General features: G+C 68.6%; 9 protein-coding genes. 6 read left to right on the forward strand and 3 right to left on the reverse strand.

What is annotated here, in order from left to right; all coding sequences use genetic code 11:
- Positions 1 to 77 precede the first annotated feature (77 nt).
- The gene (locus ACQE3M_RS05970; protein ID WP_430504553.1) at positions 78 to 908 is read left to right on the forward strand and encodes an amidohydrolase family protein; all 831 of its coding nucleotides are present in this window, start codon (positions 78 to 80) and stop codon (positions 906 to 908) included.
- Between the two features lie 17 nt (positions 909 to 925).
- Here the strand turns inward: ACQE3M_RS05970 and ACQE3M_RS05975 are convergent, their stop codons facing one another.
- Together ACQE3M_RS05975 and ACQE3M_RS05980 are read right to left on the reverse strand one after the other, a co-directional pair.
- Positions 926 to 1873, reverse strand: coding sequence for a glycosyltransferase family 2 protein (locus tag ACQE3M_RS05975; protein WP_430504554.1), 948 nt, complete (start codon positions 1871 to 1873; stop codon positions 926 to 928).
- 146 nt (positions 1874 to 2019) lie between these two features.
- On the reverse strand, positions 2020 to 2292 hold the full coding sequence (locus tag ACQE3M_RS05980; protein WP_430504555.1) for a helix-turn-helix domain-containing protein: 273 nt from the start codon (positions 2290 to 2292) through the stop codon (positions 2020 to 2022).
- Positions 2293 to 2522: 230 nt separating this feature from the next.
- Here ACQE3M_RS05980 and ACQE3M_RS05985 point away from each other — a divergent pair, with 230 nt between their 5' ends.
- Together ACQE3M_RS05985 and ACQE3M_RS05990 are read left to right on the forward strand one after the other, a co-directional pair.
- Positions 2523 to 2915: a PPOX class F420-dependent oxidoreductase gene (locus tag ACQE3M_RS05985; RefSeq protein ID WP_430504556.1), complete on the forward strand. Its 393-nt coding sequence runs from the start codon at positions 2523 to 2525 to the stop codon at positions 2913 to 2915.
- Positions 2916 to 3015: 100 nt separating this feature from the next.
- The gene (locus tag ACQE3M_RS05990; protein WP_430504557.1) at positions 3016 to 3726 is read left to right on the forward strand and encodes a class I SAM-dependent methyltransferase; all 711 of its coding nucleotides are present in this window, start codon (positions 3016 to 3018) and stop codon (positions 3724 to 3726) included.
- 87 nt (positions 3727 to 3813) lie between these two features.
- On the opposite strand, the gene ACQE3M_RS05995 is transcribed toward ACQE3M_RS05990, so the two are convergent.
- Positions 3814 to 4221 (reverse strand): TRAM domain-containing protein, encoded by a 408-nt coding sequence (locus ACQE3M_RS05995; RefSeq protein ID WP_430504558.1) that lies wholly within the window; start codon positions 4219 to 4221, stop codon positions 3814 to 3816.
- 1066 nt (positions 4222 to 5287) lie between these two features.
- On the opposite strand from ACQE3M_RS05995, the gene acs (ACQE3M_RS06000) reads away from it, so the two are divergent.
- From acs (ACQE3M_RS06000) to acs (ACQE3M_RS06010), 3 genes are all read left to right on the forward strand, one after another.
- Positions 5288 to 7228 carry an acetate--CoA ligase gene (gene acs / locus ACQE3M_RS06000; protein WP_430504559.1) on the forward strand — a complete coding sequence of 647 codons (1941 nt, stop codon included), beginning with the start codon at positions 5288 to 5290 and terminating at the stop codon, positions 7226 to 7228.
- A gap of 122 nt (positions 7229 to 7350) precedes the next feature.
- The gene (locus ACQE3M_RS06005; RefSeq protein WP_430504560.1) at positions 7351 to 9222 is read left to right on the forward strand and encodes a bacterio-opsin activator domain-containing protein; all 1872 of its coding nucleotides are present in this window, start codon (positions 7351 to 7353) and stop codon (positions 9220 to 9222) included.
- An 86-nt stretch (positions 9223 to 9308) separates the two neighbouring features.
- Positions 9309 to 11300, forward strand: coding sequence for an acetate--CoA ligase (gene acs / locus ACQE3M_RS06010; protein WP_430504561.1), 1992 nt, complete (start codon positions 9309 to 9311; stop codon positions 11298 to 11300).
- The last annotated feature ends 36 nt before the right edge of the window (positions 11301 to 11336 follow it).

Genomic DNA, 11336 nt, shown 5'->3' on the forward strand with positions numbered 1-11336 from the left:
CGAGGCGACGCCGTTCCGGGCCGAGCAGATCTGGCCGGACCGATAGGCCCATGTAGGATGGCCGAAAGGTGGGAACCATGCTGGGGCTCGAACACGGGTTCCGGATCGTCGACGTCCACGCGCAGCTCGACCCTGACGAGGAGGCGGTTGCGACCCACGGACGCGAGATCCGGCCCGACAGCCTCGAACGCGAGATGGGCCAGGCGGGCGTAGTGCGAGCCATCGTCTCGCCGGGCCGCCGCCCGCCGGGCGAGAGCTATCTCCGGGTGAACAACGCCGTCGCCCGGCTGAGCCACGAACGCCCCTTCGCCGCCTTCGCACGCCTGAACGGCCCCCGCGAGCCGGGCACCGATCCGATCTCCCGGCTCCGGAATCTCTATACGGAGCGCGCGGACCACCACACGCGCCCGGACGACGTCGAGCAGTACGCCCACGACGACCGCTTCCACGGGTTCACGATGGAGCCCGCGTACGACGGGCTCCCGGAGGCGGACGTCCTCGACGAGCTGGAGGAGGCCGACCTGCCGGTTCTCGTCAACGCCGGCGAGCGGTTCCCGCCGGGCGCCGTCGAGGAGCAGCTGCTCGAGTACGACGTGCCGATCGTGCTGGCGAGCTTCGGCGGGTACCCGCTGGCGGAGTCGCTGATGGAGGACGCGCTCGACCTCCTGGGGGAGTACGACCGGCTCCACCTCGACACGAGCGCGGTCCGGTACCGTGACGTCCTCGAACGCGGCGTGCTGGAGCATCCCGACCGCATTCTCTTCGGGAGCGGCGTTCCCGACGTCCACCCGAACGTCGCCGTGATGGAGGTGCTGACGCTGGACGTCTCGGAGGACCTCATGCGGCGTGTCTTCACGAAGAACCCCTCGCGCGTGATCCCGGGACTCGCTGCCGGCGCGGAGTTATAAGCGCGGAAAGGAGCGAATCAGTCGACCGTCGCCGGCTCGCCGCTCACCCGGTCCTCGCGCCAGTCGTACTTCGCGACGGCGCGGTCCGCGCGCTTCGACATGCCGTGGGGGTTCCGTGCCGGGGTCCGGTCCCTGGCGCGGGCCACGAGCCCGTCCGAGGTGCCCGTGGCGATCCCCTTGAGGACGTCGCGACCGTTGCCAACCCAGCCTGAGGGCGTCGCCTCGCCGCTGAGCACGTCGCGCGCGACGGAGTAGGCGTCGCTGCCGGCGTGGGTGACGGTCCGGAGCAGCGCAGTGGGCCTGATGCCGTAGTTCTTGGTCAGGCGGTAGGCCAGTGCCCGATACTTCCAGCCCCAGTCACGGTCCGCTCCTCGTTCGTCCTCGTCGCCGGACGGGAGCTCCGTGCCGACGGCGAAGTCGGGTTCCCAGGCGACCTCGTACTCCATCGCGGCCAGGCGATGCGCGGCGTCGCGTGCGCCGCCGGTCCGGAGGTACTCGTCGAAGCCGTCCAGGTCCTCGAGTACCTCGCGCCGGAAGGCGACGTTGCCGCTGGAGAAGAAGGTGACGTCGCGGCCGGCAACGCGGCTCTCCTCGATCCCGTCGGTCGTGTGCCCGCCGGGGAGGTCGTGCTGGACGGGGCCGGTGACGACGTCGGCGCGGTCGAGTCCGGCTCGAAGCCCGTCGAGCCAGGTCGCTTCGATCCGATTGTGGAAGTCGACGAGGGCGACGACGTCGCCGGAGGCCACCTGGATGCCGGCGTTGCGGGCGACGGTCACCGTCCGGTCCGCGATCTCGACGAGCGCGTTCACGTCGTCGCGCTCCCGGACCATGCCGGTGGTGCCGTCGGCCGAGGGGCCGTTGACGACGATGATCTCCGCGTCGGGTGCGTGGGCGGCCAGCGCGTCGAGGCCGGCGGCCAACCGATCCCGCCCGTTCAGGGTCGGGACGACGACGGAGAGGTTCATACAGGACCCTGGGGAGTCCAGAACTTAAAAGGCAACGTAAACTGCCCCGCCAGTCGGCGGAATCGAGCGCGTTACGTCCTGTCACCGCTCATTCAGATCCGCCCAAAAAGAGCCAGGGATGGCCGCCCGCGATGCCCAGTGCCGCGTTAGTTCGTCAGGAAGTACACCTGTTTGCGGGCGTCCTTGAAGCTGTACCGCGAGTCGACGAGATCGGACTCCTCCAGGCGGTTCAGCGCATAGCGGACGGTCCGGTCGGGGAGCAGCGATTCCTCGGCCAGCTGGCCCTGCGAGAGGGGGGCGTCGCTCTCGAGGACCTTCGCGACGAGCTTCGCGCTCGGGGGGAGCTCGCGCAGGCGGTCGCGGAATTCGTCGTCCGTGAGCGTTTCGTTGTCAGCAGCCTCTGCGTGACTGGTGCTCATACCCAGGCAAAACCGATCGTTCGTGGTAAAGGTTATCTACATACAGGGGTAACCCATAGGGACAATATAAGGTCATAATATCAGATATTATTGGGCTGGCAACAACGGCGGGATCCGTGACCGGCTCGCGCTGCCGTTGCCGGGTCGGCCATCCCCGTTGCCGGGTCGGCCATCCTTGTTGCCGGGTCGGGCACCCCGAGAGTTTTGGGACCTCGGGTGAAGGGTCAGGTATGATCCCCGAATCCCACGTCGACATCTTCGAGTCGGAAGCGTTCGCCCACCTCTCGACCGTGATGCCGGACGGGACGCCCCACACGACGCCGGTGTGGGTCGACCATCGCGACCGCGAGGTCGTGCTCGTCAACACCGCTCGCGGCCGGCAGAAGGAGCGGAACATCCGCCGAAACCCGAAGGTCGGGCTCTCGGTGACCGCCCCCGACGACCCGTATCGCTACGTCTCCGTTCGCGGCGAGGCGACGCTCGTCGAGGAGGGCGCCGTCGACCACATCGACTCGCTGGCGCAGCGGTACATGGACGTCGACGAGTACCCGCACCACGGCGAGGAGTCGGGTTCGCGCGTGATCGTCGAAATTCCGACGGACACGGTCGTCACGAGCGGGTAGGTGACGCGAGCGCACCGGATCGTGGGTGACGGCGCCGTCGGGTGCAGACCGGATCGCATCCAGTACGGTTTTAATCATCCGGTGAGGATGAGCGGATAGTGTGAAAGGACAGGATTGGTATCAGGCCGACGAGGTGGCCCAGGAGTACGATAGCCTCCGCTTCTCGGACGGCGGCCGCGTCATCGACCGCCGGGAGAAGGAGGCCGTGCTGTCCGCAGTCGGGCCCGTCGACGGCAAGCGCGTGCTGGAAGTCGCGTGCGGGACCGGCCGGTTTACGACGATGCTGGCGGACCAGGGGGCGGACATCGTCGGTCTCGACATCTCTCGCGAGATGATGGAGCAGGGCCGGCAGAAGGCGAAGGACGCCGGCCTCTCGGACCGCGTGCAGTTCATGCGTGGCGACGCCTCACGGCTTCCGTTCCCCGACGACCACTTCGATAGCGTCGTCGCGATGCGGTTTTTCCACCTGATGGACGAGCCCGAGCTGTTCATGCAGGAGCTCCAGCGCGTCAGCAAGGACCAGGTGTTCTTCGACACGTTCAACCGCCGGAGCTTCCGCGTGCTGTACACCTGGGCGCTCCCGATGGGCTCCCGGCTCTACTCCCGCGACGAGGTCGAGTCGTTACTCGACGCCGCGAACCTCAGCCTCGCGAACGAGGAGCACGCGTTCACGCTACCGTACGGCTTCTACCGGAACCTCCCCGGCAGCGTCGCGGACGCGTTCCGCGCGGTCGATACGACGATCAACAAGACGCCGGTCGGCCAGGCGATCGCCTCCGTGTCCTACTGGGACGCGCAGGTCGAAGACTGACGGGTCGGCACCGAGCAGCCTGCGGACCTTCGGTTGGCAGTCGCTCTCGGGGGAGCAAAAAGCCGCGGGGGCGACCGTCGCCGGCGCCTAGAAGTCCTCTTCGACGATCTCGCCGACCGCGAAGTTCGACTTCACTTCCGTCACCTCGATCTTGACGCGTTCGCCGACCTCGCCGCCGGGCACGATGATCACGTAGCCGCGCTCGACGCGCGCGATACCGTCGCCCTGCTTGCCGATGTCCTCGATCTCGACGTACCGCATCTCGCCGGGCTCGACGGGCGGCTGCGGCCCCTCGGTCGACTCCGACGTCGTTTCCGTCTCCTCGACCGCGGCGGGCTCGCCGTCGGACTGGGAGATGAGCGCCACGCGATAGGTGTCGCCGGGCTCGATGGAGCCGGTTTCGACCTCGCGGCGCGGGACCTCGACCACGTAGCTGTCGTCCTCTTCACGCACGTCCGCACTGAACAGACAGAGGAGCTTATCGGAGATTTCCATAGTAGACCTCATTGGGTCCGTCGCCATCGACTGTAATAGTTGTACCGCCGACCAGTCCTCGTTGGCAACCGCTCACGTGCGCTGTACGACTGGCGAGTGAATTCGCTTATAAATAGGACTGGTTATCGTCGGGAGAGACACCACTCGGTATACCCGTGGATAGTCGGCCGTCGAGGCGGTCGCATTTATGAGTGGAAGTGGCTATCACCGCCAGAGATACCACTCAGCATGCCCAGAAAGCCCCAGCCGCTGAGGCGGTCGCGCTGCTCGCTGCGCTCCTCACGGCTCACTCGCTCCCCTCGGTCGCTCGTTCGCCGTTGCGGTGCCTGAGTCGAAGACTCAGACTAGCGAGAGCTATGCTCTCGCGTCGCTACGTCGCAGGGCGTCCCGCTCAGCGGCTGCCCCTTTCAATCCCGCCCCGGAGTGCTGGCCGGCGCGTCGATCGCGGCGGCTGCCGGGTGGTCGCGGCGTGGCGTGCGGTGGCGCGCGCGAGCAACGCGTGCGAGGGAGGGCGGGGCGCGCCGCGCGGTGCGGTGCAGTGCCGGCGCGCCCCGGCCGAGGCTGGGGAGGACTGAGGAATTGCGGGTGCTGGGCGGTCGCGGTGCTGCGGCGGCTGCGGTGCTGTCGCGGTCCTGGCGGACTGAAAGGGCGATGGCCGGTCGCGCCGGAGGGGAGTCGCTGAACCGACCCTTATCCACGCCGGGCGGTGCTGAGAGGCGTGGATATGTCGTTCAGCGACCGCGAGCGGCCGAGGGCTTTCTGGGTGTTTGCGGTGCTGTCAAGCATAGCAGCGTCTGCACCTGAGCTCCCCATTTATAAGCAATAGCGGCCGAGGGCTTTCAAGTTGTCTGCGGTACTGTCAAGCACAGCAGCGTCTGCACCTGTCCATCCGGTTTATAAGTAAGAGCGGTCGAGGGCTTTCGAGGAGTCTGCGTTGCCGGCAAGCGCAGCAGCGCCTCCATTTTTAAGCCCAGTCGATAAACGAGAGCGGTCGAGAACTTCCAGGAAGCGACAGCCTTCGCCGTCCGGGCAAAATATAGGTAGCCGGCCCCGCGAGTCATGCGATATGGACGACGGCGCGCAGGGGACGGACGCCGGGGGCGACGAGCGGACCCGGCAGCCGCCGAGCGACTTCGTCGCGAACGCGAACGTGACCGACGCCGACGTCGACGCCGCGTTCGACGCGACGTGGCCGGACTGCTGGCGACGGGCTGCCGACCTCCTCGACTGGGAACGCGACTACGACGACGTGCTCGACGACGCCGACCCGCCCTTTTACGAGTGGTTCCCCGGCGGCGAGCTGAACGCCTCGGTCAACTGCGTCGACCGCCACCTGGCGGAGCGGAAGAACCAGGTCGCGATCAAGTGGATCGGGAAGCGCGGCGAGCGCCGCACCTACACCTATCTCGACCTGCACCGGGAGGTGAACGCCGCGGCCGCGGCGCTGCGGGATCTCGGCGTCGAGGAGGACGACGTCGTGACGCTGTACCTCCCGATGACGCCCGAGCTACCGATCACGATGCTGGCGTGCGCGCGCATCGGCGCGCCCCACAACGTCGTCTTCGCGGGCCTCTCGGCGGAGGCGCTCAGCACCCGCATCGACGCCGCGGAGTCCGAGTACCTCGTCACCTGTGACGGTTACTACCGACGCGAGGACGCCTTCAACCAGAAGAGCAAGGCCGACAACGCCCGCCTCCGGCTCGACGGCGATCTCGAAGCGACGGTCGTGGTGGACCGGCTCGGCGACGAGCTCCGGACGCCACTGGGCGACGACGAGTACGACTACGGCACGCTGATCGACGCCCACGACGGCGAGACGGTCGATCCGGTCGCCCGCGACGCCGGCGACCTGCTGTTCGTCATGTACACCTCGGGCACGACGGGCGAGCCGAAGGGCGTCGAGCACGCGACCGGCGGCTACCTCTCGCACGTCACCTGGACCACCGAAGCGGTCCTCGACGTGAAACCCGACGACACCTACTGGTGTGCCGCGGACATCGGCTGGATCACGGGTCACTCCTACGGCGTCTACGGGCCGCTCTCGGTCGGGACCAGCACGCTCCTGTTCGAGGGGACGCCGGACTACCCCGACCGCGACCGCGTCTGGGAGCTGATCGACCGCAACGCCGTCACCGTCTTCTACACTGCTCCCACGGCCATCCGGTCGTTCATGAAGTGGGGCGAGGAGTACCCCGCGAACCACGACCTCTCGAGCCTGCGCCTGCTCGGGACCGTCGGCGAGGCCATCTCGCCGCGGGCCTGGGAGTGGTACCACGAGCACGTCGGCGGCGGCGACTGCCCCGTCGTCGACACCTGGTGGCAGACGGAGACCGGTGCCATCCTGCTCGCGACGCTGCCCGGCGTCGACGCGATGAAGCCGGGCAAGGTCGGCCCGCCGCTCCCGGGGATCAGCGCGCAGGTGGTCGACGAGCGCGGCGACCCCGTCGACCCGGGCGAGACGGGCTACCTCGCGATCGACCGCCCGTGGCCCGGCATGCTCCGCGGGCTCCGCGGCGGCGACGAGCGCTACCGCCGCGAGTACTGGGAGGAGACCGACGACGGCTGGGTCTACCACACCGGCGACGGCGCCACCGTCGACGAAGACGGCTACGTCACGGTCCTCGGTCGCCTTGACGACGTCATCACGGTCAGGAGCCAGCGTCTCAGCACGGCGAAGCTGGAATCGGCCATCGTCGAGGCCGAGGGTGTGACCGAGGCCGCCGTCGTCGGCGACGAGCAGGGGGACATCTACGCCTACGTCACGACGAAAAGCGGCGTCGAGACGGACGACACGCTCCGGGAGACCGTCGCCGACCGGCTCGAGTACGAGGTCGGCCCCATCGCCCGCCCCGACGAGATCGTCTTCACCACCGAGCTCCCGAAGACCCGCTCCGGGAAGATCATGCGCCGCCTGCTGGAGGACATCACGCGCGGCAACGAGTTCGGCGACGTCAGCGCGCTCCGGAACCCCGAGGTCGTCGGCGAGATCAGTTCGGCCGTCGAGTAGTGTTTCGCCTTTCGAACGAGATACGAACCCCTGCATCCGGCTGGCGCCGCCACTATTTATAATATGTCCTGGCAGAAGCGCGAGGAGAAGCCTATTCGGTAGTTATTTCCTTCTGGTTGCTCGTGAAATACGAAACGATGGCGAACACGACCGAGCCAGCGGGCGACGAGACACCGGGGCTCTCGCAGGCTGCTTACGACGCGCTCGTCGACGCCGCGGAAACGTATCGTGCCGCGCTGGTCGTGCGACTCGCGGGCGAGGCGGGGCTTCGCACGGGGGAGATCACCCGCGTTCGCCCGTCGGACCTGCGTGAGGTCGGCACCGACGACCACGGACTACTGACCGTCTACGACGAGGAGGGCGACGCGACCCGGACGGCCTACGTGCCGCCGTCGCTCGCGGCCGAGCTCCGCCGGTACGCCGACAGCATGGGGCTCGCGGCGGCCGAGCGGTTCGTCGACGTCTCGGAGCGCCGCGTCCAGATGATCGTCGACGAGACCGCCGAACGCGCGGCCGACCGGACCGACGCGGTGGACCCGGATCGGATCGCTCCTCGGGCGCTCCGCCAGTTCTTCGCCCGCCGACTCCTCACCGAGCGGGAGATCGACCCGCGCGTCGTCCGGGCGATCGGCGGCTGGGAAACCCTCGGCGCCCTCGACCCGTACCTCGACCAGCCGGACGACCCCGAGATCGTGGCCGCCTTCGACGACCGGCCACCTGAGGACCCGGCGCGGGCGACGCCGCCGGCAACGGAGGCCGTCATCGACGCGTTCGACGTGGTGGCGACGGCCGGAACCCGGGCCGAACTCCTGGCGGGGATCCCCGAGCGGCTGGCCGCGGCTCCCGACTGGGCGGCCGCCTGGATCGCGACCCGCGAGCGCACGGAGGACGAGGTCGGCGTGGCCGCCGCGGCCGGTATCGACGCCACCGAGCTCTCCGACCGCGGGCTCCGAACGACCGACGAGGACGCCCCCTGGATGCGCGCGGTCGCGGTCGCCGAACCGGAGCCCGGCGGGGACGGAAGCGACGGCGTCGACACCACTGCCGACGAGAACGACGACCGGGACGGTACGCTCGATGTGGTCACCGGGTTGACGGAGGACCTCGCCATCCCGTCAGATGAGGCCGTCGTCGCCGTGCCGCTCGCCTACCGGGGCACGTCCTACGGCGTGCTGTGTCTGCTGAGCGACGCGGGCGAGGACGCCGGCGGGGCGGAACACTCGCCGGTCCGGACGGACCACTATCGCCGGGCGCTCGTCCGGCTCGGCGGCGTCGTCGGGCGGTCGCTGGCGTCGTTCCGGTGGCACGAGCTGCTTCACTCGGACACCGTGCTGGAGCTAACGTTCGAAACGTCGGCCGCGGCGGCGTTTCCCGTTCGGCTCACCGACGCGCTCGACTGCCGCGTCGAGCTGGACTCGACGGTCGCCACCGACGACGCGCTGCTGATCTACGTCGACGTCGACGGCGCCACGCCCCACGACGTCGCCGACGTCACCGGCGACGTCGCGGGGATCGAGGACACGCGCGTCGTTGAAACCCGCGAGGACGGCTGCACGCTGGGGTTCGTCGTGACCGGGAGCTCGCCGGCGGCGACCTTGACCGACCACGGCGCGACGGTCCGGGCGGCCTCGGCGAGTGACGGCGAGCTCCGGATCGTCGCCGACGTGCCGACGGGCACGGACGTGCGCCCGATCGCTGAGGGGCTCCGTCGCTCGTTCCCGGACGCCAGCCTCGTCGCGAAGCGCGAGATCGACCGTGACCCGGGCTCCGAGACGGCGTTCCGCGACGACGTCGAGGACCGGCTCACGGACCGGCAGCGAGCCACCCTCAAGGCGGCGTATCACGGCGGCTACTTCGACTGGCCGCGCGGGATCACGGCCGAAGAGGTGGCCGACGCGATGGGCGTCTCCTCGCCGACGCTGCACAACCACCTCCGGAAGGGGCAGCGGGCGCTCCTCGACGGGCTGTTCGACGGCGACGACGACCGCGTCTGAGGCGGGACGCTCCGCCGCCGTGACGGGCCGTTTTCCATAATTAGAGACCCCGTTTATAACCCTGTATCGAAATCTACCCATAGACTATGACAGATGGTGATGCCGAGCTCGAGGCGCGACTCGCCGAGCAGGAGGTATTCGAACCTCCGGCGGAGTTCGTCGAACAGGCGAACGTCTCGGATCCGGAGATCTACGAGGAGTTCGAGGAGAACTGGCCGGAGTGCTGGGAGAACGCGGCCGACCTGCTCGACTGGGAATCGGATTACGACCAGGTGCTCGACGACAGCAACCCGCCGTTCTACGAGTGGTTCACGAACGGCGACCTGAACGCGTCCGCGAACTGTCTCGACCGCCACCTCGCGGAGCGCGGCGACGAGGCCGCCATCGAGTGGGTCGGCGAGCCCGTCGACGAGGAGAACCGGACGTACACCTACGCGGAGCTGCATCGCGAGGTCAACGAGTTCGCGGCCGCGCTACGCGACCAGGGCGTCGAGGAGGACGACGTGGTCACGCTGTACATGCCGATGATCCCGGAGCTCCCCGTCGCCATGCTGGCGTGCGCGCGCATCGGCGCGCCCCACAGCGTCGTCTTCGCGGGCTTCTCCGCGGACGCGCTGGCGACCCGGATGAACTCCGCGGACTCCGAGTACCTCGTCACGACGAACGGCTACTACCGCCGCGGCTCCCCGCTCGACCACCTCGAGAAGGCGAACGAGGGCCTCGACGACGTCGAGCAGGAGACGACGACCGTCGTCGTCGACCGCCTCGGCCCGAACGGCGACGACTTCGGCCACGAGCTCGGCCCCGACCAGATCGACTACGACGACCTCGTCGCGGCACACGAGGGCGCGACGGTCGAGCCCGTCACCCGCGACGCCGAGGACATGCTGTTCCTGATGTACACCTCGGGCACCACGGGCAAGCCGAAGGGCGTCAAGCACACGACGGGCGGCTACCTCTCGTGGGCGGCCTGGACCTCGCAGGCGGTCCTCGACATCAAGCCCGAGGACACCTACTTCTGCTCGGCCGACATCGGCTGGATCACCGGTCACTCCTACATCGTCTACGGCCCGCTCGCGCTCGGGACGACGACGATGATGTACGAGGGCACCCCGGATCACCCGGACCGGGACCGGCTCTGGCAGATCATCGACGACTACGACGCGACGCAGCTGTACACCGCTCCCACTGCGATCCGCGCGTTCATGAAGTGGGGATCGGAGTACCCCGAGCAGCACGACCTCTCGAGCCTGCGGCTCCTCGGGACGGTCGGCGAACCGATCAACCCGCGCGCGTGGAAGTGGTACTACAAGCACATCGGCGACGAGTCCTGCCCGGTCGTCGACACCTGGTGGCAGACGGAGACGGGCGGCATGATGATCACGACGCTGCCCGGCGTCAAGGACATGAAGCCGGGCTCCGCCGGCCCGCCGCTCCCGGGGCTCGACGTCGACATCGTCGACACCGAGGGCGAGGAGGTGAGCCCCGGCGAGGCCGGCTACCTGACGGTCCAGAAGCCCTGGCCCGGGATGCTCCGGACGCTGTACAACAACGACGAGCGCTACATCGAGGAGTACTGGGCGGAGTACTCCGACGTCGACAGCGACGACCCCGACGACTGGGTGTACTTCCCCGAGGACGGGGCGAAGATCGACGAGGACGGCTACATCACCGTTCTCGGCCGCGTCGACGACGTGATCAACGTCTCCGGCCACCGGCTCGGGACGATGGAGATCGAGTCCGCCATCGTCGGCGTCGAGGGCGTCGCCGAGGCCGCCGTCGTCGGCGGCGACCACGACATCAAGGGCGAGGCCGTCTACACCTACGTGACCACGGAGGACGGCTACGAGCCGTCCGACGACCTCCGGGCCCGTATTACGGAGGGCGTCGAGGACGCTATCGGCCCGATCGCCCGCCCCGAGGAGATCGTCTTCACGCCGGACCTGCCGAAGACGCGGTCCGGGAAGATCATGCGCCGCCTCCTCGAGAACATCGCGGACGGGAAGGAGCTGGGTAACACCAGCACGCTCCGGAACCCCGAGATCGTCGAGGAGATCCAGCAGAAAGCACAGGACTAACGACTACCAGCCAGCCTCGACGAGAGGCCTTCTTTC

It is taken from the genome of Halosubterraneus shenae, from assembly GCF_050510935.1.
Lineage (GTDB): Archaea > Halobacteriota > Halobacteria > Halobacteriales > Haloferacaceae > JBDGPU01.